21 protein-coding genes are annotated in these 20,455 nt (G+C 32.2%); 11 read left to right on the top strand and 10 right to left on the bottom strand.

Features of this window, described 5'->3' with window-relative positions:
- Positions 1–28 precede the first annotated feature (28 nt).
- Positions 29–775 (bottom strand): trypsin-like peptidase domain-containing protein, encoded by a 747-nt coding sequence (locus Q0910_RS13550; protein ID WP_299217445.1) that lies wholly within the window; start codon positions 773–775, stop codon positions 29–31.
- 236 nt (positions 776–1,011) lie between these two features.
- Between Q0910_RS13550 and Q0910_RS13545 the strand changes: the two genes are divergently transcribed.
- From Q0910_RS13545 to Q0910_RS13535, 3 genes are all read left to right on the top strand, one after another.
- Positions 1,012–2,013 carry a histidine kinase gene (locus Q0910_RS13545; RefSeq protein ID WP_299217442.1) on the top strand — a complete coding sequence of 334 codons (1,002 nt, stop codon included), beginning with the start codon at positions 1,012–1,014 and terminating at the stop codon, positions 2,011–2,013.
- A gap of 1 nt (position 2,014) precedes the next feature.
- Positions 2,015–2,716, top strand: a complete 702-nt coding sequence (locus tag Q0910_RS13540) for a LytTR family DNA-binding domain-containing protein (RefSeq protein WP_299217439.1) — start codon at positions 2,015–2,017, stop codon at positions 2,714–2,716.
- Positions 2,717–2,837: 121 nt separating this feature from the next.
- The gene (locus Q0910_RS13535; RefSeq protein ID WP_299217436.1) at positions 2,838–3,704 is read left to right on the top strand and encodes a tetratricopeptide repeat protein; all 867 of its coding nucleotides are present in this window, start codon (positions 2,838–2,840) and stop codon (positions 3,702–3,704) included.
- A 207-nt stretch (positions 3,705–3,911) separates the two neighbouring features.
- On the opposite strand, the gene Q0910_RS13530 is transcribed toward Q0910_RS13535, so the two are convergent.
- The 5 genes from Q0910_RS13530 to Q0910_RS13510 all read right to left on the bottom strand — a co-directional run bounded on the left by Q0910_RS13530 (position 3,912) and on the right by Q0910_RS13510 (position 9,731).
- Positions 3,912–4,901 (bottom strand): hypothetical protein, encoded by a 990-nt coding sequence (locus Q0910_RS13530; protein WP_299217433.1) that lies wholly within the window; start codon positions 4,899–4,901, stop codon positions 3,912–3,914.
- Positions 4,902–4,920: 19 nt separating this feature from the next.
- The gene (locus Q0910_RS13525; RefSeq protein WP_299217429.1) at positions 4,921–6,039 is read right to left on the bottom strand and encodes a hypothetical protein; all 1,119 of its coding nucleotides are present in this window, start codon (positions 6,037–6,039) and stop codon (positions 4,921–4,923) included.
- A 672-nt stretch (positions 6,040–6,711) separates the two neighbouring features.
- Positions 6,712–7,626, bottom strand: coding sequence for a hypothetical protein (locus Q0910_RS13520; RefSeq protein WP_299217427.1), 915 nt, complete (start codon positions 7,624–7,626; stop codon positions 6,712–6,714).
- A gap of 9 nt (positions 7,627–7,635) precedes the next feature.
- Positions 7,636–8,778, bottom strand: a complete 1,143-nt coding sequence (locus Q0910_RS13515) for a serine hydrolase (RefSeq protein WP_299217425.1) — start codon at positions 8,776–8,778, stop codon at positions 7,636–7,638.
- 56 nt (positions 8,779–8,834) lie between these two features.
- Complete coding sequence (locus tag Q0910_RS13510; protein ID WP_299217422.1) at positions 8,835–9,731, bottom strand: DUF5050 domain-containing protein; 897 nt, start codon at positions 9,729–9,731, stop codon at positions 8,835–8,837.
- A gap of 225 nt (positions 9,732–9,956) precedes the next feature.
- Here Q0910_RS13510 and Q0910_RS13505 point away from each other — a divergent pair, with 225 nt between their 5' ends.
- Positions 9,957–11,033 (top strand): sensor histidine kinase, encoded by a 1,077-nt coding sequence (locus Q0910_RS13505; protein WP_299217419.1) that lies wholly within the window; start codon positions 9,957–9,959, stop codon positions 11,031–11,033.
- Between the two features lies 1 nt (position 11,034).
- The gene (locus tag Q0910_RS13500) at positions 11,035–11,742 is read left to right on the top strand and encodes a LytTR family DNA-binding domain-containing protein (RefSeq protein ID WP_299217415.1); all 708 of its coding nucleotides are present in this window, start codon (positions 11,035–11,037) and stop codon (positions 11,740–11,742) included.
- An 81-nt stretch (positions 11,743–11,823) separates the two neighbouring features.
- Here Q0910_RS13500 and nfsB read toward each other — a convergent pair whose 3' ends face one another.
- The 4 genes from nfsB to Q0910_RS13480 are packed head-to-tail and all read right to left on the bottom strand — an operon-like array spanning position 11,824 to position 14,559.
- Positions 11,824–12,477, bottom strand: coding sequence for an oxygen-insensitive NAD(P)H nitroreductase (gene nfsB / locus Q0910_RS13495; protein ID WP_299217411.1), 654 nt, complete (start codon positions 12,475–12,477; stop codon positions 11,824–11,826).
- 1 nt (position 12,478) lies between these two features.
- Positions 12,479–13,291: an SDR family NAD(P)-dependent oxidoreductase gene (locus Q0910_RS13490; RefSeq protein WP_299217408.1), complete on the bottom strand. Its 813-nt coding sequence runs from the start codon at positions 13,289–13,291 to the stop codon at positions 12,479–12,481.
- On the bottom strand, positions 13,288–14,256 hold the full coding sequence (locus Q0910_RS13485; protein WP_299217405.1) for an LLM class oxidoreductase: 969 nt from the start codon (positions 14,254–14,256) through the stop codon (positions 13,288–13,290). The genes Q0910_RS13490 and Q0910_RS13485 overlap by 4 nt, the downstream gene beginning before the upstream one ends.
- Entirely contained in the window at positions 14,257–14,559 is a 303-nt protein-coding gene (locus Q0910_RS13480) for a DUF1330 domain-containing protein (protein WP_299217402.1), read from the bottom strand. It lies immediately after the preceding gene.
- Between the two features lie 128 nt (positions 14,560–14,687).
- Here Q0910_RS13480 and Q0910_RS13475 point away from each other — a divergent pair, with 128 nt between their 5' ends.
- From Q0910_RS13475 to Q0910_RS13450, 6 genes are all read left to right on the top strand, one after another.
- The gene (locus tag Q0910_RS13475; RefSeq protein ID WP_299217399.1) at positions 14,688–15,032 is read left to right on the top strand and encodes a winged helix-turn-helix transcriptional regulator; all 345 of its coding nucleotides are present in this window, start codon (positions 14,688–14,690) and stop codon (positions 15,030–15,032) included.
- Positions 15,033–15,252: 220 nt separating this feature from the next.
- A complete protein-coding gene (locus Q0910_RS13470; RefSeq protein ID WP_299217396.1) occupies positions 15,253–16,158 on the top strand; it encodes a response regulator transcription factor in 906 nt (301 codons plus the stop codon).
- A 108-nt stretch (positions 16,159–16,266) separates the two neighbouring features.
- The gene (locus Q0910_RS13465) at positions 16,267–17,073 is read left to right on the top strand and encodes an aldo/keto reductase (RefSeq protein ID WP_299217392.1); all 807 of its coding nucleotides are present in this window, start codon (positions 16,267–16,269) and stop codon (positions 17,071–17,073) included.
- Positions 17,074–17,106: 33 nt separating this feature from the next.
- Complete coding sequence (locus Q0910_RS13460; RefSeq protein ID WP_299217388.1) at positions 17,107–17,643, top strand: VOC family protein; 537 nt, start codon at positions 17,107–17,109, stop codon at positions 17,641–17,643.
- A 4-nt stretch (positions 17,644–17,647) separates the two neighbouring features.
- Entirely contained in the window at positions 17,648–19,585 is a 1,938-nt protein-coding gene (locus Q0910_RS13455; protein WP_299217385.1) for an L-dopachrome tautomerase-related protein, read from the top strand.
- Positions 19,582–20,454, top strand: a complete 873-nt coding sequence (locus Q0910_RS13450) for an alpha/beta hydrolase (RefSeq protein ID WP_299217382.1) — start codon at positions 19,582–19,584, stop codon at positions 20,452–20,454. Before Q0910_RS13455 ends, Q0910_RS13450 begins: the two co-directional genes overlap by 4 nt.
- Position 20,455 lies beyond the last annotated feature (1 nt).

The raw sequence follows: 20,455 nt of genomic DNA, 5'->3' as shown, positions 1-20,455 counted from the left end.
TAGATTTGTCGTTATTGAAGGTTTATGATCAATCTAATTGAGAAATAAATTCAAAGGTATTTTTCATACTGGTAGCTTGTATAAAAACCTCTTTAGTTTTTTCATCTTCCCAACCAGAACTTACTAAAGCCACTACTCTTCCTTTTTTATCTACTACAGGCGAACCACTTAATCCTCCTAAACTTTTAGGCCCTTCTATCTGCTTTAAATTATAGTAATTACCCGCTATCTCATTAAACTTATAGGTATATACACGCTGTGGGCCAATACTGTCTTTATATGACCAGCCAATTACATACACATTTTCGTCTTTTTTAAGTGGCTCTTTTCTAAATTTCAAAGGCTTATACTTTGTTTTATTTTCTTTAACTGAAAATACTAACCAATCATTAAAAGTGTCCCAATTGGTATCCAAATAACTCCAGGTAAGTGAATCTTTTTTATTTGTACTTAAGAGTTTATCTAAAATAACATAGTTCTTACTGTCATTTTTAGGATGCATTCGCCATTGTTTTAATTCTCCTTCAAAATCAACAAACTTCATCTTGTCTGTTTTTGCCATGATGAGAATATGTTTAGCGGTAACTCCATAGGTGCGATTTTCATATTCTACCAAAAATCCATTAGATGCGTTTGGATTATCAAATGATGAGTCTTTGTAAGAGACGTTATTTATTAAGCCAATTGGTGTGTCGTTTAATCTTTTTATAGATGAACAACTAGACAATATTCCAGCAATAAACATCGTTGCAATTATTATTTTTAATCTTAACATAGTAGGTTTAATTTTTATAAGAATTGCCAATATAAAAAACAACAGTTGCCTTATTTCATGAAATAGACGAAATGGTAATAACTGACTAAGTATAGTGAATACCTTCTTATTTTTGTGTTTTTATACAGTTATCTACTCTTCGTAGACTTAGGGTAAATAAACATATACTTTATAAGTATTAAAATTATAATTTATCTATATTTCAAAATATGAATTTTAATAAAAAAATTATCCAAATGCACATCGTTTTTTGGATTATAATTTTTCTCTTTTATGTCTTTGCCTCTAGTAGTTCTGAGTTGTTCGAACAATCTTTAGAAACAACATTATTTAAGTTCCCTTTATTAATCTTGGCTGCTTACGCTTTTAATAATTGGCAGGTTCCGTATTATCTAAAGAAAAAAAAATATCTTGCCTTTGGAGGGTCTATGGTTTTTATGATCATACTATCCGTATTTTTATTTCGGTTAATAGGATATTATCATTTGGATAAGTATTGTTCTGAAGGCCCTTACCCATTAATTAGCTTTGTAGATTTTCCTTTTTATATGTTTTCGTTTCATTTTCCGGCGTTGATTATGTTTTTTTTAAAAACTAATAAAGAGCAAGAATTAGAAAGGGAGAAAATACTTCAGTTAGAAAAAGAAAAAATAGCTACCGAACTTAAATATCTAAAGGCACAGCTAAACCCACATTTTTTATTTAATACATTAAATAATTTATATTCTTATGTGATAGCCAAATCTCCTAAAGCACCAGATATGGTATTACAACTATCTGAAATATTAGATTATATTCTATACAAAAGTCAACATCAATCAGTTCTTTTAACAGAAGAGGTACATACTATAGATAATTATATAGCTTTAGAGCAAATTAAATATGGTAAACGATTACAAGTGAAATTTGAAAAAAAGCTTTCTAAAAATGCATTATCAATCACACCATTATTGCTGTTATCTATAGTAGAAAATGCTTTTAAACATGGCGTTAGGGATAGTGTAGAAAAACCAAAAATAAAAATAGAGTTATTGCAGTTAGACACTCATATAGAATTTAGTGTTTGGAATACAAAATCAAATACTAAATTCAGTAATCAGACAGAAACTTATAAAAACGGAATTGGTCTTACCAATATTCAACGACAATTAGATTTAATATACCCCAAGCAACATACCTTTAAAATTGAAGAATCTGATATGTCTTTTAGTTTAAAACTAACTTTAAACATACATTAATATGGTACGATGCTTATTAGTTGATGATGAATCTCCTGCAATAGATTTACTGAAAAATCATATAAAATCGCTTAATGATTTAGATGTTATAGCTAGTTGTTACAGTGCTGTTGAAGCTTTCGAAGTACTAAAAAAAGAGGAAATAGATTTACTCTTTTTAGATATCGAAATGCCCGTTTTAAAAGGATTAGATTTTCTAAAAACCCTCCAAAACCCTCCAAAAGTAATTATTACAACGGCTTATAGAGAATATGCTATAGAGGGATATGATTTAGACATTGTAGATTATATATTAAAGCCTATTTCTTTTGATCGATTTGTAAAAGCTGTTGATCGCTATTATGAAAGAACTCAAGTAGCAAACCAATCAGTAAAGTACCAAAAAGAAAGTAGCACATTTTTCTATGTTAATGTAAATAAGAAACATATTAAAATTGTATTTGATGATGTTCTATATATTGAAAGCTTGAAAGATTATGTTAGGATTCATACCAAAGATCAAAGAATCGTAGTAAAAGGTAATATTGGCAAAGTAGAAAAACAGCTTCCTTCACATCTATTTATTCGCACACATCGTTCTTATATTATAGCTATAAACAAAGTAACTGCTTATACTCAAAAAGATGTAGAAATAGAAGACTTAGAGATCCCAGTAGGATCAAGTTATATTAAGAAGGTCTCTTCAGTACTAAAAATGTCTTAATCTAAGCAATTGCTATACCCTTTTTCCGTTTTTATCATTACTTAATCCACCATTCTCTATTTTTTAAAAATGCTATGTATGATGCATCTATTTTTGACATAAATTAATTAAAAAAATAATTATGTTAAAACAATTAAGCACGATATTATTAGTCATTAGCCTATGCTCTTGTCAAGCACAAAAAACAGAACGTGAAATAGAAGATGAATTCGTGAAAAAATATGCTCCTTCAGATTTAAATACCTATGGATTTACATTAGCAGTAGATTCTAAAGTTCCAGAAGTACATCAACTCTTAAATGACCTAGAATTAAACTTTTATTTTTATGGTAATAAACAAGAGTATCAAAAAAAATCAACTAGAATTATTGAATTAGATCCTAACTACCCAAGTGGTGTTTTAATGAGCGGTTTTTATGTACAGGATCCAGAAGAATATAAAAAACTGGTTACTAAAGCCTACAATCTTTCTAAAAAATCTACATTAAAATCTGAACGAGATCTTATACAAGCAGAGTATTCACTTTTGGTAGAAGAAGATTACCTAAAAGCTCAAAAATATTTTCAAAAAGTAGTAGATATGTATCCTGATAGCGCGGCTGCTATTTGGTCTTTAGGGATGGCATATTATTATAATGATGAATATGATAAAGCTTTAGAATGTTACCAAAAGAGTACAGAATTAATTCCTAATTTACCAAAAGGATATGAATTTATATCGGTTATGTATTATCAAAAGAAACAATATAAAAAGGCATTAGCATATCTAGAATTGGCCAAAAAACATGGCGCAAAAACTAAAAATGATATTTATTTTGCAGAATACGAGCACATAGCTTATTACAAAAATGGTCTTTACGAAAAAACAATGGAGTCTATTGAAAAGGCAAAGACCTATGGGAAGTACTTTGAAAACAGTGAAAGCTTGAAAAAAACGTATGAAGCTGCTAAAGCAAAATTAGATTCAATTCAATTATTAAAAATATGAAGTAATCAATCAATAACTCTCTACTCTTGCTTTGAGAGTTATTGATTATATATTTTAACTATTATTCTTTATAGTTTATTACAGTAAACGTGACAAATAGTTAATGTCTTGTGCTATTTACTATCGGACTAGCTGGAGTACTGACATAGGTAAATTGGATGTAAAGGCGTATTAATATAATGTCAGATATAATAACATTTCATATATTTATGCATATATATTATAACTCTCTAAAGAAGGTAGCTCTGCAGAAGTATTATGCGCAACCTGAGTTGTATCCAAAATTTCTTTCACCTTATCCTGTACCTGCTTAACGATACGCTTAGCATCGTTAAAATTTAAATCATTAGAAGTCAAAACTGTCCGTCTAAAGACAGTTAAAGAGTCTTCTGAAGAGGTGAAATCTAATTTTCGCACGTCATCCATTAGCTTTTTATAAGCTTCTTGTAATTCTGGTATTCTGGCCCAGTCATCTTTTTCATTTGTTCCTGATATCTGAATTACTATATATGGATAATCCTTTATTGCCTTTCCATTCCTATCGACCAACCTCGAATCTTTATCAATAAATATATCTTTTTGATTTACTTTATCCTTATCGATACGCATAACAACATAATATCCTGTTTTGATCGTAGCAAAGGTTTTTGAAAGTCCAATTTCTAATATTGTATCAGCCTGACTACCTGTAATTAAGTCTACTCCTTTTTTAATAATACCTGCATAGGGTAAAGCTGTTCCAATAAAAGATACACCAGCCATAGTTGAAGCTTCTTGTAACAATCCTAAGTATGGTTTAGCTAAATCCGCTGATTTGATAGAAAACAATCCTATTTCCATATCAAAATCTCCTCCTTTGTACGCTGTTGGCCCTACCATACGTTGATCCATCGATACTACTCTATCAATGTTTTTGGCATCCAATTCCATAAGTTTACTTGCTGTAGTCACTACATTAAATTCAGCATTGACACCACTTGGATGGTATAGGTTACAATACGAATGTACAGCTCCATAAAACTTAGAAAGTCCTTTTCTTACGCTTACGACTCGCATCTTTTTAAGAAAAACATTGAGATAGTCTACATCAGGTTGTAACTCTTTAATAGTAATGTCATTTGGGGTTTGATCAGGGGGAACGTGGCAATAAAACCAATCTTCCGCTCTCTTTTTAAACAAATTGTTCCAAAAACTCATAATTAGTACTATTTTTAAATTAGATAATATTGTGTGCCTTAAAAACAGAATCAGCCCATATCCAGGTAGAGTATCGTACTCGTGCACCTACGCCTGTACGATAAAAAGCAAACCCTATGATATGATCATCACTATCAATAAGAGCTGCTCCTGAATCTCCAGGATTGGTATCCGGGTCTGTTATTACTTTTAATTGAGTATAAGGTTGTACAAATGGAATTTCCATGGACCAACCCTGAACTATACTATTTTTAGACCCCGATTTCAATCCATAAAAATCTACTGAATCATATTGTCTTGGGGATTGACCAGATAAAGGGCCTTTTAATCCAATAATCACATTAGGAATTTGTATGTTTTGATTATTGTAGGTAGCGAAACAACTATCACTAATAATATCTACCGAAGTAATAGTCGCTTTTTTCCCATCCACCCATATGTTTTTACCAATGGGGATTTGACCTTGACTGTCTTCAATACTGTGATAACTAACCGTTACTCCCAAATCGCCATTAACATCTGTGGCTATGGCTCCAGCTGTAGACGTTTGCTTTCCGTTAGCAGTTAAGCTTATTCCCATTGGACTGGATGACGTATATCCAGCAGTTAGATTTAGCTGACTTTCTTTGGATGCAATAATAATATCCAAGGGATAGTTTTTAAGCATATCATAAGCAAAGTTCTCATCAACCTGGTTAGCAAGTCGTCCATAAATTTCTGAAGTACTTCTTGTTTTTAAATTTGTACTCTTTACTATTTTTTGTGTGGCTTTTTTCCATTTGATATAACCTTGTTTCGCTTCATTTCTAGTCAATTCTACAGGAATAAGTAGCGGTGTTTCTTGTTTAAATTTACTGTCAAACACCAAAAGGTTGTACTTGCCTTTATTATTAATGATATATTGTTCTTTTTTAGGAAATGGATTTCTTTTATAATTTCTGGAGTTTACTAGTATTGATGTGTATTTTGGGCAATAACTAATAATATGCCATAATACAGTAGCTAGATTAGAAGCTGTTCTCGATTCATTATTAAAAAAGTTTTGAAAACGATGGCTCGTTTTTGTACTGAGCATAGAAAATGTTGGGATTACTACATTTCTAGGTTGAATAGTATCGATAAATTGGCTTAAATACATTTTACAATAATTAAATTATTATTTAACTCGTTTAATATCATAGTACTTAACAACAAAGTAAGTCTTAATCTTTTATCCTTTAAGATTGTCCAATAAAACCAAAAAAACAACACGGAAACATACCCTTTAAAGGGTAAAATCATCACAGTTTTTATGATTTGATAATATAGACTTTTTCATTACGGAGAAGAGTTCGATGTAAATCTGCTACTTTTTTCCACGAAGTCAGCTGCTTTATCTCCCTATTGCTCATAAAATCTTATAATATTTGTATTTTAAATATGCATAAAGTATTATGTGATTTACTATCACCAGTATACCTTAATAAATTTCGCAACTTTGGGGATTTTACAACGACGATTGGAGTACTTAAATATAAGAAAAATTAATCAATCAAAAATTGAAGAGAAGACTTGTTTTGAGTAATATAATATGGATAAATTCTTTCTATTGTAAATATATTAATGGATTACTTTGTGAAAGAGATTAACTTTCGAATCTATCCCATTCCACATTCTTACTTTTCTATCTATCAGTTATATATTTGGACAGCTCACGGTGTGAAGATGATCAATGTGACAGCTTAGAGGACGCATCGTGCAAATCCAATATGTTATATAGATATTAAAAATTAAGAATCTTTATAATTATTGATCGAGTTGATACGGTGGATTATTTTTTTGGCCTTAGTGTTTCAATAATCCGGGCATCTACCCAGAAGATATCTACATCGTCATATTTGTCTGATTCCGTATGCTTACCCATATTCCTATTAAAGAAAATATATTTACCATCTGGTGTTACGCTGGCGCCTGCTTCCCAAGCTTCAGTATTTACTTTGTCTCCCAAGTTAATAGCTTCACCCCATGAACCATCTGGCTGTTTAAAACTAATGTAGAGATCAGAATTACCATATCCACTGTCTCTTCTACCATCCCATATCAAATAGGATTCATCAGGAGCGATAAAAGGGTGAGCATTCATTCTTCCAGTGTTGATCTCTTTGCCAAATGGCCTCGGTTCTTCACGTTTTCCGTCTATTAATCGCGAATAGCGAATAACACCATCTCCGTCTGGCATACCTATCTCATCAAAAGCATAGGTCCCTTTTAATGAGACCGTAAGACGCATGATCTTTATCTCCTCAAAAGGAGAACCTAGTTTTTTTATTTCTGACCAGTCTCCAGTCTCTGTGCGTTTTTTATATCTTCTGCCCAAATGCATGGTCTTACCATCAGGAGCGATAAAGGGTTGTCCCACTCTAGGCGATATCACTGACTCCTGCCATTGATTATTTTTATTTTGAATAACAACAAATTCCATTTTTTTATCTTTCTCAACCTCTCCAACTTCTCTGATAAAATAAAATTCTTTTAGGTCTGGTGTGAATACACCGCCATATTGCCAATGCTCTGTAGTAACAATTCCGGGAGCAAATGGTTCAGGCGTTAAACCAGGTGGTTTTTGACCAAGATAGGAACTCTCTATAGTTGATGAATGACTATCCCTTTGGTTTTGTTTTTTAGTATTACAGGCTTGTAATAATAGTACCCATACGAGTATTAAAATAAAACATGTTTTTTTCATAGTTGTTCCTTATTTAACAAACTCAGGTAGGATGTTTTTTGAAATCTGAGTTATTATTTTATCTTCACGATCATGCCCCGTGATTACAACAATTAAGTCAAGTTCATCAACGGTGATAATATATTGTCCACCACCACCCCAAGCAAATTTGACATTATAGCTTTTATCTCCAACTGTCATATCAGTTTGATACCAAAAATAGCCATAAGAAAAGCTATCAGGTATCCAATCTTCAGTAGGTTTAGTGATTTTACTGGTGGCATTAGCTAAAAATTCTGCCGAAATAAGTTGCTCATCATTCCATTTTCCTTTATTGATGACCAGCGTTCCCAACTTGAGCATATCGCGTGAAGTCATGCTTGAGCCCTCGACATTATTCTTCCAGCCGTAAACAGTGATCCCAATTTTTGCTAGGACCTCATTCTTAATAAAATCTTCGGCAGATCGAGGTACAACACTATCAAGAACCAGCCATGTAATTCTTGGATCTATTCCTTGATATTTAAATGTTTGTGTCTCGGATGAAATAACTGCACTATGTTGCAAAAATTTCTGAGCGGTATTAGAACCATTTGCTACTATTGATTCAAGCGTGTCAGCATTCACACGAACCCCTGAACGCATACTCATTAAATGATGAAGCGTGATGTTTTCTATTCCAACCTGCAGTTTTTTAATTGCTACATCCTTTAAGAAATTAGTGATGGGTTTGTTTAAATCATCCATTTTGAGATATCCCAATTGAATTGCTCGCCCGATGGCTAAAGATATGTAAGCCTTGGTCACTGAGGCTTGAAAATGGGGAAGATTGATACGTCCTTTTCTGTAATAGGATTCAAAAACCAGTTTGTTTTTGTGCGAAATAAGCAAGCCGTCGTAATTACCATGCTTATCACCAAAAATATCCCGAGAGAATTGAATGATTGAATTTCGATTGCTGCCATTAACTACCAAATTGCCAACCGATATACCATCTTTTCTATCAGTTGGCGCTGTATCGATAAAGGCTTCTTCGAGATCAGGAATATCCCTGAATGAAAGTGTGGCTTCTGCGGCTGTAGCCTCCGGTGCGAGGCTATCACTTTGTTGGGCAAAGCTACTATTTGTTATTATAATCAGCATTAAAACTAGTAGTTCTGTTTTGTTTTTCATAGTGTTTTTACTTTTGTTTTTAAAACCTTACATCATATAACCTTACTCAACCACTCTTATTTACGTATTTTTAACCATACAGCGCCTGAGGCATTATTTATGATTTTTTTTACTGAAGAACCATCTTTATTCATAATATAAATATGGGCATTCCCATCCACGTCATGCGATGTGTACATTATTTGAAAGCCATCTGGTGACCATGTTGGTATAGAGTCACGAACATCATTAAAAGTTAATCGTTTTTGATTGGATCCATCTATACTCATCACATAAATTTCGTGATTTCCATCTCTATTAGACATAAAAGCTATTTGCTTGCCATCTGGAGACACCTCAGGATGCCAGTCCTCGGCATTATTATTTGTTAATTGAATAATATTACTGCCATCAATATTTGCTAAGCAAATTTCACTTGAGTTCGTTTTGGAGTGAAAGAGTATTCTTCCATTTACAGTAAAATAAGGTCCTCCTCCATTCAGCGGTTTTACTTGAGCCTGTTCACTACCGTCTGAATTCATTATCCAAATTTCTTCCTGCCATACTCCTTCAGTGCCTTTATAACCTCTAGCAAAAGCAATTTTTTTTCCATCACGAGACCATGTAGGTGAACTATCCCATTTGTTTTTTGCGTGGGTTAACCGCTTCCTATTTGTACCATCAATATTCATGGTATGAATAGACCAAGTTTTTCTTCCATCATGATACGCATAAGAAGCGATACGTTCTCCATCAGGAGACCAAGCTATATAGCCATCGTTCCCTGGACGGTTGGTGACTCTAATTTTTGATGTAGCTTCAATATCAGTTAGATAAATTTCTCCATCACCTGATTCTTTTGAGGAATACCCAATTGTATAGGATGTTAATTCAGATTTTTCACTTTTCTGACAAGAAGTAATCTGGACAAAAAAGAAAGTGAAAAAAAAGCATATAGCTTTTATGTATTTCATATATTCTTATTTTAACATAGTAATTGATTTAATATCCTACACAAACGTATCGAATAGAATACATAAAAAATTGTAAAATAGATGAACGATATTTTATAGCAGATATAAACCTATTAGTAACAGAAAATATCCTTAATCCGTAGAAAGTGGGATTTGGGCAATAGATTATCAAGATTCGTCTTTTTTAAAGAGATGCTAGGTTCATATTTTATATATTTATGGACTATGGTCAAAAGAAAAAACTTGATCGATTGGATCATTCAGAACAGAGTCGTTTCGCACCTCATATTTTGGTTTTTATTGTTTATAAGTTTACCCATATTGGCTGCATTAAATGAAGGTAGTGTTAAAAAGACTGTAATCAGTGGTTTAAGTTTTTTACCTGCCCAATTATTAGCAAGTTATTTTTTAGTCTATTATCAGGTTCCAAAACTTTTATTTAAAAAGAAATACTTCAAATTTGGGTTCTCTTTTTTGATATCTGTATATGTGTTTTTAGTTTTCTCAAAGCTTTTAAGTATGCACTTGACCAAACTTTTTGTTCCTAAATACTTCGAGTATAAAAGTTTGACAGAAATAGTAACAGACCCATTTCATTTGGCTGTCGTTTATTTTCCATCAGTTTATGTATTCGTTTTTTTAATGCTTATGACCAAGGCATTTAAGGACCGTTTTGAAGAACGTCATCAATTTGAAGTTTTACAAAAAGAAAAAGCGAATACTGAACTTAAGTTTTTAAAAGCACAAACAAATCCCCATTTTTTGTTCAATACGCTAAATAATTTGTATTCATTAACATTAGAACAATCTGAAAAAGCACCCGAAGTTGTTTTAAAACTGTCAGGCATGCTAGATTATATGCTCTATCAGTGCAAAGATCCTGAAGTTCCATTAAAAAATGAAATTGTCTTAATACAGGATTACATAGATTTAGAATCGCTACGTTATGGCAATAAGTTAACATTGAACTTTACACATCATCTTCATAACCCCAACATAATGATAGCTCCCTTAATACTGATATCCTTTGTAGAAAACGCTTTTAAACACGGTGCAAGTAATAATCGCAAGAAATCGACAATTCAAATTGAATTATCTACAAACCAAGATCAACTTTGCTTTAAAGTTTTTAATACGCTGCCTGCGAAAAAAGAAGGCGATACAGAAAATGAATCACATTCTGGAATTGGATTTTCCAATTCGCAAAGACAATTGGAGTTAAACTATAAAAATAAGTATGACCTGAAAAGCACCAAAACAGACAATGATTTTCAGGTAGTATTAAATATAAATTTAAAGTAATATGGAAATAAAATGTATGGTCGTAGATGATGAGCCACTAGCCATTAAAGTACTTGAAAAGTACATAATGAAAGTACCAGATCTTCAACTTGTATCAACATTTGATGATCCCATATCTGCGGGACATTTTCTTCAAAATTCTAGTATTGACTTATTGTTTTTAGATATCCAAATGCCTGAAGTTACAGGTATCGATTTTATAAAAAATACGATTATAGAACCAAAAATCATATTAACAACAGCCTACAGAGAATATGCTTTGGAAGGTTATGAATTAGATATCATTGATTATTTATTGAAGCCAATATCCTTTATTCGATTTTATAAATCTATCAATAAATACAAGGCATTAAAAGCAGCAACCCAACCCATCTCTCGGACATTATTAGAAATGGATAACACATTAGATCACATCTTTGTTAATTCAAACAAAAGGATGATTAGAATAGAGTTTAACAACATTCTGTTTATTGATAGTATTAAGGACTATATAAGAATACATACTGCAAACGACATCATAATTACAAAAGATAAAATAAGTGCTTTTGTGCTAAGGCTACCTTCTTCTTTTTTGAGGGTACATCGTTCTTATATTATTAATACCAAGAAAATTGCTGCTTTATCCTCAAAGGACGTTGTCTTACTAGGCGGTATGGAAATTCCAATTGGTGCCTCATATAAAGAAATTATTAAGTTAATTAAAAATTGATAGCGTTCAATTCTTAATTACTAAACTAATTCTTAACGCTATGTCCTAGTTTAATCAAAGTTTTCTGGGGGCTCAAAAACTTTATACAATCGTCAAAATTTCATCTTGTGACAAGCGCGATTTTGGTAATTTTGCATTAAAATCAGAATCTTTACGGTACCCCAATGAAACGATAGTTACTGCTGTAAATCCTTTCTTACGCAAGTCGAATTCTTCATCAAAAGCCTTTAAATCAAAACCTTCCATTGGTGTTGCGTCAATGCCTAAAGTTGCAGCACCCAATAAGAAACCACCAATATTTAGATAGACTTGTTTTTCCATCCAATGTTGAAAATCTTTGGTATCATAGCGATGAATATCTGCAAAAATATTTCTTGCTCCATATGTTTGCTCCTTAAACTCTGGCTTATGGTAACGACCATCTTCATCTTCTTTATCCGCTAAATGACGCATATAAGTTTCATCTACTGAAGTACGAGAGCAAAATGCTACAACGTGCGATGCGTTTAGTACTTTTGGTTCATTAAAAATATAAAAACCTTGTGTACCTTTAGTAAAACGTTTTTTTCCTTCTTCTGTTTTTGCAATAATGAAATGCCAAGGCTGTAAATTAGTACTCGAAGGACTCATTTGAAGTAACGTTTTTAATTGTTCAAAATCTTCTTCCGAAATTTTTTTAGTTGGGTCAAACTCTTTTGTTGTGTAACGCCAGTTTAATACTTCTGTTAAATTCATTTTATATGATTAAGTTTATTATTTCTTCTGTTTTATGAATCAATGCTAATATTTTATCTTGATTATAGGCATCTTGATGTGCTGGACCAAATACTCCTTTAGAACTCCCTTTATCATTATCAAAATATTTTCCTGTTTCATCTTTATATTCATCAGAAACAGCTAAATCATATAATATATCAGAACCTTTAGTTGCTGGAGACCAATGTTGTCCATAAGCTTCGGCAACCATTCGTGTATTTAATAATGAACCTGGATTTACAGCAATTACTGTAACTTTATCTTGCTGACTTGCTAAATAGAAACTCCACATTGTTAATGCCAATTTACTTTGGGCATACGCTGAATTTACATTAGAAATCTTCACTCCTGTAATAGCATCTAAAGAAACGGGTGATTGTGCAGCAGAACTTAAATTTACAATTCGTGATTCATTACCCATTTCTAATAAAGGCATTAAAGATTTGGTTACTATATATGGAGCAAGGTAATTTACTACAATACGAATATCACCATATTTAGTATGGTCGATAGAACTTTTAAAAATTCCAGCGTTATTGATAAGCACATCTATTTTTGAGAGTTTAGCTTTAATTTCATCAACCATTGATTTAACGGCTTCTAAATTTGAAAAATCAGCGACAAAACCTTCAATATTTGGATTATTAGATTCTTGTTTTATTTCTGAAATCACATTTGCTAATTTTTCTAGACTTCTTCCGTGAAGATAGATCTGGTGTCCATCTTTAGCGAGTTTGATAGCTGTTAGTTTTCCTATACCATCTGTACTTCCAGTAATTAATATAGTTTTCATAATTTGATTTCTTCGTTTACCTCTCGATGAAAATGTGGTAATACTTTTTTTGACAACTGTTCTAAAGTATCTTCAATATTATTTGTGTTAAATCGCAAATTCAAAGCAATATGATTGACTCCAATGTCTTGTAAGTTTTGAAAATAGTCAATTAAATAATTAGCACCTGTTTTAAATCCTAAATGAATAGGTTGTGGTTTAAAATCATTATTTTTTTGCAAATCTATATATAATGGCTGCATAAAAGGTTTGCTGTTTTCTTGTGGAATTAGCTCACGCCATTGTGCAATAGTATATTGATGTTGTAACGGATTTCTTGGATAATACATCCAGCCATCTCCATTTTCTGCATTCCATTCTAAAGATTGTTGACTGTAGCCAGTAATCAACATTGGAATTTTATGTGAAGTCGCTTTTGGCAATACATCAATTTTCCCTTGTAAACTTCCAAAGGAATTATCATCTAAAACAGGAAAATTATCTTGTGACTTTCTTATATATTCAAAGGCTTCTTTGAACAGTTTACCACGTTTTTGATAATCGACATTCATTGCTGGATATTCATCATATCTATCACCAGAAGCTACTCCAAGAATTAATCTTCCGTCAGATAATTGGTCAATAGTGACAGCTGATTTTACCACATGAACTGGATGATGCAATGGCAACGCAATACTTGCAACTCCTAATGTAATTTTAGAAGTTTGTCCTGCTAAATATCCTAAATATGTAAATGGATCATACGTTTGTCCAGCATCACCAAAGGATGGTACGTGAAACGGAACATCACGTACCCAAAGTGCTTTAAAACCAAGTTCCTCAATAAGCTTCACACGTTCTAAGTGGTTTTCTAATGTTGGGATTGGAATATTAGCGTAATTTTCTATAGGAATAACCACACCAATGCTCAACGTATTGGGTTGAAATGTACTGTTAAAAGCTTTATTTATTTGTTCGAAATACATTTAAGCTAAATCGTCTTTCTTTTCAATTAAGTAATGATGACTTACAGAACCTTTTGTTCGTGCTTCTAAATGCGGCAGGTATTCAGGGTCTTTCATAAAATTTTCTGCTGCTGCTTTAGATGGCCATTCTAAAATAATACGTAGTGCTGCGGGTTGGTTATCGCCTTCTATTTGCTCATGATTAGCTGTTCTTGCTAAATACTTCCCTCCATGTTTAGCAGCAATTTTCCCGGATACAGCAACATACTCTTCAACCCAATCAGTGTTTGTTGGTGTTACGTCTAATACTGAATAATGATTCATGGTTTTTAGTTTTAATGTCCAAATAATTTTACTATAATTTTTATAGTTACAAAATTAAGTATAGTTTTGTGACTGTACAATAACGGTCAAAAAGGATAGTATAAAAAATATAACTAAAATCTAATGAGATGCATACATTTAAAGGTAAAGAATACCCTTGTTGCGCGAGTTTAACTATGGGGATTATAGGCGGAAAATGGAAAACAGTAATTCTATTTCACCTTATAGATGGAACACTACGCTATAATGAATTACGAAAAATTATGCCGACGGTAACAGAACGAACCTTGAGTCTACAACTTAAAAAATTAGAAGAAGATGGTATTATTAATAGAAAAGTTTACACTTCTAAGCCACCTCTTAAGGTTGAGTATTCTTTAACAGATTTAGGTAAAACACTCATTCCAATACTACAATCTATTGCGGATTGGGGAGATTTTGTAGTTGAGAATTATCCAACTAAAACCGCATAGAAATTCTGTTTATGTTAATAAGATGTTTTCCATTGTTTCCATTTCACATACATTATGATTAACTCCTACCCATTTGAAAACACTTTGAAACTTCAATAAACTCAGTATAATAATTTAGAGATCAAGCTGTTTCGAATAAGAAGAATGCTATTATATCTCGTGTTTAGGCAAAATTTTATGAGGTCGTACACTGAACAACACAATTCAGTATATTTAAACAATGAAACATATAACGTCATATTATAAGGATATTAAAACCTTACTCGATGGCCTTAAGACTGTAAGACCAATTAGTAACGACTTTCATATACATCAATTTAAAGATACACCAGATACTTGGGTTAAAGAAACAAGCATTTTTAGAAGCGATACGTATTCGATTATTTTACTAACTAAAGGAAAAGCTAAATATAAAATTGGTTTAACCGATTATGAAATTGGCGATGGTAGTTTGTATTTTCAAGCACCACAGCATTTAAGGTACTACAACCGCTTATCTGAATGGGATGGTTATGTTTTGGTTTTTATGGAATCTTTTTTTGAAGATGATGTATATCTAAAAAATCTAATTACCAATTTTGACGGTTTTAAGATTACTTCAAAAGTGGTTGTTCCATTGGAAAATGAAGCTCTTTTAGAAACGGAGAGAATTCTACAATTACTATATGACGTAAGTTATTCGGAAAGTACATTAAAATTTCAAAAAGCTAAATCGCTACTGGAATTATTAATTCTTCAATCCCAAGAGCATTACCAAAAAAGATATAATTCACAAAAAGAATCAAAACAGCATCATATCGTAAAGGAATTCGAAAGAATTACGGAACAACATCTTTATGATATTACTCAAAATAAGGTAGAAAGACTATTGACTATCTCTGAAATTGCTAAGCAAATAAATATTAATGCAACTTATTTAGGTGAAGTTCTTAAAAAAACAACTGGAAAAACGCCAAAAGAAATTCTTTCAGATAGAATTGCTCTGGAAGCAAAATCACTACTTTACAATACTGATATGGCGATTAATGAAATTGCGTACTTCCTAAAATTTCAGGACGCTTCTAACTTTACAAAGTTTTTCAAATCCAAAACTGGTGTTTCGCCTGTAAATTATCGATTAAAATAGATATATAATACTATAAACTGGGATTTTCACCAGCATCTCTTATTTTCTCACCATAGCACTACCCTACTCTTGAACGACATTTGTACTGTAATTAAAACACAGTATAAAATGAAAACGGATACAACATTTAAATTAGGCGATTTCGAAATCAACAGGATTGGTTTTGGTACAATGAGAGTTTCTACAGGAGCAGGTATTTGGGGAGATACACTTAATAAAGAAAATGCTATTAAGGTCATTAGAACTGCCATTGAAAACGGGGTTAATTTTATTGATACCGCAGATGCTTATGGACCATACACTTCAGAGCTTTTAGTTGAAGAAGCAGTAAGACCTTTTAAGGACCAAGTAATGGTTGCTACAAAAGGTGGAGCAGTAAAATACAAACCTGGAGCTATCTTATCTAATGGACATCCTTATTATTTGCGAACTGCCATTGAAGGAAGTTTAAAGAGGCTTCAATCGGAGATTATTGGCCTGTATTTTTTACATCGTGTAGACCCAAATATTCCTATTGAAGAATCAGTGGGCGCACTGTCTCAATTTCAAAAAGAGGGCAAAATCAAACATATCGGCATTTCTAATGTGACACTAGAGCAATTAGAAAAGGCACAAACTGTTGCCAAGATTGAGGCGGTTCAAAACGCTTTCAGTTTTAAAGATAGACGTTACGAAGCGGTTGTGAATAAAACCACAAAAGATTGTATTCCCTTTATAGCCCATACACCTGTAGCAAAAAATAGTTGGGATGACAATGCTTTAGTAAAAGCGCAAAAAGAAAACATCTCAACAAATCAACTTTCCTTATCGTGGTTATTGAACTATGCGCCCAATGTGATTTCCATTCCTGGAACATCTTCAGAAAAACATCTGATGGAGAATTTGGCTTCTTATGCTATAAGAATCGAATTTTAAAATAAATAAACAAGAATTTAAAAATTAGAAATGATGAAAAGAGTAATAATGGCAATCTTATTAATAATAGCTGCATTTGGAATCTATAGTTTCAATGTAAATAACCAAAAGCAATCAGATAAAGGATTATCAACACTTAAAGCTGACCACCTGCTTTTAGGAGTAAGTAATTTTGAAGAGACTATAGATTGGTATCAAGATATATTAGGTTTTGATGTCGAGGTTCAATGGAAAGTAAAAGGATTGGACAATCTAGACTTGGCCTACCTAAGCAATGGAGATTTTAGAATAGAAATTATAGGAGATAAAAGCAGTACTCAAAACAACAAGCAAGTTAGAGATTTTGGCGAACACCTTTCGCACCAAGGATTTGCACACATTTGCTTTCAGGTAGATGATATTGATTTAGCAATGCATCAACTTAATAAAAAAGGGATTGAAACCTTTGTAAAAGCAGAAACCTATCCACTTAATTTTTACAAAAGGCGTGTTGCTTTTATAAAAGACTTAAATGGTAATGTCATTGAATTTGCAGGGCCTATAAAAGATACTAGAATTAATAAAAAATAAAACAATGAAGACGTATATAACTATATTTTTAATGCTGATAGGAATCATCGGCTTAAACGCCCAAGAACAATTTCAATTAAAAGAGGTTGCTTCATTTAAAGAGAATAGACCAACAGCAGTCGCAGTATCAAAAGAAGGACGTATTTTTACAAACCTTCCTTATTCAAGTTACTCATCAAATTCTCATACCAATTCGGTATTAGAAATTTTTGAAGATGGTACACAGCAACCTTTTCCAAATGCCACTTGGAATGAGAAAAGCCTTGTTTTCGAAAAAAGCAATAATCACTTTATCAATGTTCAAAGCTTAACCATTGATGCTAAAAATGATTTATGGATTTTGGACACCGGCTCACCAAAGCGAAAAGGCGTTATCAAAGATGGCGCTAAATTAATTCAAGTAGATTTAAAAAGTAACACGGTAAAACATATTGTTGTTATTGATAATTCCATTCTTACTAAAATGAGTTATTTGAATGATGTACGAATAAACAAAAACCAATCCTTTGCCTACATTACTGATAGTATAGATGGTGGTATTATAACAGTTGATTTGAATACAGGGAACCAAAGAAAAGTTTTAGATAAACCAACCCATTCAAAAAACGATAATCAAAAAACACCTGTCGTTGAAGGGATCGTTCTGAACAAAGTTTCAAATTTTTATGCTACTGACGGTATAGCTTATGATTCTGAAAATGATTTTATCTATTATCAATATAGACCATTTTCAGGAAGTTCAGTTTTAATGCGTATTGACGCTAAATTATTAAATGATTTTTCACTTGACTCAAAAGAGCTGAACAATAAGGTTGAACTTGTAAACAACACCGTTATCGCAGATGGTATAAAATTTAAGGATGGCAACATTTACCTTACAGACTTAGAACGCAATGCTATTTCAAAATATAATTTAGTGACAAAACAGCTTTCAACGGTTGTAAGCGGTTCAGAAATTTCTTGGCCAGATAGTATCGATTTTGATAAAGATGGAAACATATATTTCACCACAGCACAATTCCATAGACTTCCAAGTTTAAATGATGGTATTGATTTACAAAAGGGGAACTTCAAAGTTTACAAAACATCACATACCAATAAGACTGAATTCAAATTAAAATTTACACCACACATTGGATTAACTAGTACTGAAGATGGGATGTTTGTCAATCACGCTGGTAAAGACCCAATTGCCCAGATTCAATTTATCGCATCTCAAGGTTTTAAGGGGATAGAAGATAATTTCATGAAGATAAGACCTGTCGAACAACAAATTGCTATTGCAGAAGAATTAAAAAGGCAAGGAATGCAACTAGGTTCTTTTGTGCATAATACTACAACTTGGCAAGACTCAACATTAGTTTCAGAACCATCAAAGGTGCAAGAAATAATACTAAAAGAGATTAAGGAAACTATAGAAGTGGCAAAACGTGTCGAAGGCAAATATTTGACTTTGCTATCTGGTAAAAGCAACCCCACACTAGAGAGGCAATATCAGAAAGCAAATTTTATTGAGAATTTAAGAGTTATAGCTTCTGAAGCAGAAAAAGCAGGAATCATATTAGGTCTTGAAGCTATTAATGACAGAGAATTTCCAGGTACTTTCATTACAAAAGTAACAGATGCCTACGAAATTGTTAAAGCTGTAAACAGTCCATCAATTAAACTAACCTTTGATATGTACCACGTACAAATTGAAAACGGTAACATTATTAACAATTTGAACAAAACTTGGGATGAAATCACCTATATGCATATGGCAGATAACCCAGGAAGAAGTGAACCTGGAACTGGCGAAATGAACTACCAGAATATTCTAAAATATATTTATGACAAAGGTTATAAAGGCTTTATCGATATGGAGCACGTAAACAGCGTTTCTGGAAAAGAAGGAGAGCAAATGATATTAGAGATTTATAAAAACATAAATGACAAGCTATGAAAACTATAAAAATCACATCATTATTACTACTATTTACTACAGTATCCATTTATGCCCAAGAAGAAAAGATAAGACGATTAGATAGTGTAGAAGTCTTTGGGCAAACACTTAAATATATTGAAAAAGGTAAAGGAGAAACCTTAATATTATTGCACGGTTTAGGTAGTAATTACGAACGTTGGATATATAACATAGATTCATTGTCAAAATCATATAACGTAATCGCTTTAGACCTAATAGGCTTTGGGAATTCGGATAAACCTATGATGTCATATCGAGGAGCGACTTTAGTAGAATTTCTTAATCAATTTATGATAGAAAAGAAGATTAAAAAGGCAACCCTCATTGGAAATTCTATGGGTGGATGGATTTCGGCACTATTTGTAAAAACACATCCCGAAAAGGTTAAAAAACTCATTTTAGTAAATCCGGCATTTCTTCTTGGATTACCTGAAGATGCTAATGCAGAAACGATTTACGCTTTTGCAAATCCCTCGACATTAGCGGATATGAAGAGATATGTAAAAAAGATTTACTTCCAAAATTCAAAATTATTAAGTGATGATAATCTAAAAACTATGCTCACAAAGAAGCTGAGTTGGAATGATGGCTACACTGTCTATCAAATCATAAAATCATTAATTGCCAAAAAAGATTTGTTGAGAGATGATTTACACAAAATAGACGTTCCAACTTTAATTATTCACGGAAAACACGATGCTGTAGTTCCTATGAAAACTATCAAGATTCTTGAAACATTGATACCTAACAATAAGACTATTATTTATGAGGAAAGTGGTCACTCGCCAATGGTAGAAGAGTCAAAAAGATTTAATACGGATGTATTGGGTTTTATAAAACAAGATTAAA

The organism is uncultured Aquimarina sp. (genome assembly GCF_947495315.1).
In the GTDB taxonomy this organism is placed as follows: domain Bacteria; phylum Bacteroidota; class Bacteroidia; order Flavobacteriales; family Flavobacteriaceae; genus Aquimarina.
The sequence above is the reverse complement of the archived record's forward strand: the minus strand, read 5'-3'. Positions and strand labels throughout refer to the sequence as shown.

What these genes read in the sequence shown, in the direction of transcription:
- Q0910_RS13505 (WP_299217419.1), top strand. Translation starts at nt 9,957, where the DNA reads ATGGTCAAAAGAAAAAACTTGATCGATTGGATCATTCAGAACAGAGTC.
- Q0910_RS13510 (WP_299217422.1), bottom strand. Translation starts at nt 9,731, where the DNA reads ATGAAATACATAAAAGCTATATGCTTTTTTTTCACTTTCTTTTTTGTC.
- Q0910_RS13530 (WP_299217433.1), bottom strand. Translation starts at nt 4,901, where the DNA reads ATGAGTTTTTGGAACAATTTGTTTAAAAAGAGAGCGGAAGATTGGTTT.
- Q0910_RS13485 (WP_299217405.1), bottom strand. Translation starts at nt 14,256, where the DNA reads ATGTATTTCGAACAAATAAATAAAGCTTTTAACAGTACATTTCAACCC.
- Q0910_RS13490 (WP_299217408.1), bottom strand. Translation starts at nt 13,291, where the DNA reads ATGAAAACTATATTAATTACTGGAAGTACAGATGGTATAGGAAAACTA.
- Q0910_RS13480 (WP_299217402.1), bottom strand. Translation starts at nt 14,559, where the DNA reads ATGAATCATTATTCAGTATTAGACGTAACACCAACAAACACTGATTGG.
- Q0910_RS13520 (WP_299217427.1), bottom strand. Translation starts at nt 7,626, where the DNA reads ATGAAAAAAACATGTTTTATTTTAATACTCGTATGGGTACTATTATTA.
- Q0910_RS13460 (WP_299217388.1), top strand. Translation starts at nt 17,107, where the DNA reads ATGAAAAGAGTAATAATGGCAATCTTATTAATAATAGCTGCATTTGGA.
- Q0910_RS13465 (WP_299217392.1), top strand. Translation starts at nt 16,267, where the DNA reads ATGAAAACGGATACAACATTTAAATTAGGCGATTTCGAAATCAACAGG.
- Q0910_RS13470 (WP_299217396.1), top strand. Translation starts at nt 15,253, where the DNA reads ATGAAACATATAACGTCATATTATAAGGATATTAAAACCTTACTCGAT.
- Q0910_RS13515 (WP_299217425.1), bottom strand. Translation starts at nt 8,778, where the DNA reads ATGAAAAACAAAACAGAACTACTAGTTTTAATGCTGATTATAATAACA.
- nfsB (WP_299217411.1), bottom strand. Translation starts at nt 12,477, where the DNA reads ATGAATTTAACAGAAGTATTAAACTGGCGTTACACAACAAAAGAGTTT.
- Q0910_RS13500 (WP_299217415.1), top strand. Translation starts at nt 11,035, where the DNA reads ATGGAAATAAAATGTATGGTCGTAGATGATGAGCCACTAGCCATTAAA.
- Q0910_RS13545 (WP_299217442.1), top strand. Translation starts at nt 1,012, where the DNA reads ATGCACATCGTTTTTTGGATTATAATTTTTCTCTTTTATGTCTTTGCC.
- Q0910_RS13450 (WP_299217382.1), top strand. Translation starts at nt 19,582, where the DNA reads ATGAAAACTATAAAAATCACATCATTATTACTACTATTTACTACAGTA.
- Q0910_RS13550 (WP_299217445.1), bottom strand. Translation starts at nt 775, where the DNA reads ATGTTAAGATTAAAAATAATAATTGCAACGATGTTTATTGCTGGAATA.
- Q0910_RS13540 (WP_299217439.1), top strand. Translation starts at nt 2,015, where the DNA reads ATGGTACGATGCTTATTAGTTGATGATGAATCTCCTGCAATAGATTTA.
- Q0910_RS13535 (WP_299217436.1), top strand. Translation starts at nt 2,838, where the DNA reads ATGTTAAAACAATTAAGCACGATATTATTAGTCATTAGCCTATGCTCT.
- Q0910_RS13525 (WP_299217429.1), bottom strand. Translation starts at nt 6,039, where the DNA reads ATGTATTTAAGCCAATTTATCGATACTATTCAACCTAGAAATGTAGTA.
- Q0910_RS13475 (WP_299217399.1), top strand. Translation starts at nt 14,688, where the DNA reads ATGCATACATTTAAAGGTAAAGAATACCCTTGTTGCGCGAGTTTAACT.
- Q0910_RS13455 (WP_299217385.1), top strand. Translation starts at nt 17,648, where the DNA reads ATGAAGACGTATATAACTATATTTTTAATGCTGATAGGAATCATCGGC.